Annotated in this window: 1 protein-coding gene; it reads right to left on the bottom strand. The window is 33.8% G+C overall.

Translation table 11 applies throughout. The features are described 5' to 3' along the window. Window positions 1-689: glutamate synthase-related protein (locus tag AMN70_RS00595; RefSeq protein WP_256998011.1), on the bottom strand; the 689-nt coding region annotated here is incomplete at both ends.

Below are 689 nucleotides of genomic sequence, written 5' to 3'. Positions count from 1 at the left end.
TATTTTTTATATAAATGATGTGAAATTCTTGTGCCTACTGCTCTATTTGTATTCTTAATTAAGAATTCTTTTTCGATTTTTTCCGAATTATCTAAACTTTTTTCTATTTGTGGCCAAATTTCATGATCTAAAGTATCTGGTACTTTGTTTATTTCTGCTGTTTCGCAATATCTTTCATTTTCCCCTGGATCAGCTTGTACAAACAGTGGGTTTAAATCTAAATCATCTAAATTAGGAGACGCTTTACTTACTTGCATTAATAAATCAGTTCTACCTATAATTTCATTTAATGACTTGAACCCAAGCTCAGATAAAATTTCTCTTACTTCTGTTGCAATAAATGTGAATAAATTAACTACTTTATCTGGGGTACCGGTAAATTTCTCTCTTAGGTTTTTATCTTGAGTACAAACTCCAACTGGACAAGTATTAGAATGACATTGTCTTACCATTATACATCCCATTGCTACCAAAGCCGTTGTTGCTACACCATACTCCTCTGCGCCCATCATTGCAGCTATAACTACATCTCTCCCTGTTTTAATTCCTCCATCTGTTCTAAGTGTAACTTTGTGCCTTAAATTATTTAATGTTAAAACTTGATTTGCTTCGGTAAGGCCCATTTCCCATGGTATTCCAACATATTTAACACTTGTTTGAGGGGTGGCACCTGTTCCACCATTATGTCC

The organism is Candidatus Pelagibacter communis (assembly GCF_001179925.1).
Classification (GTDB): Bacteria; Pseudomonadota; Alphaproteobacteria; order Pelagibacterales; family Pelagibacteraceae; genus Pelagibacter; species Pelagibacter ubique_E.
Note: the sequence above shows the minus strand (reverse complement) of the source record. Positions and strands in the feature narration are given on the sequence as shown.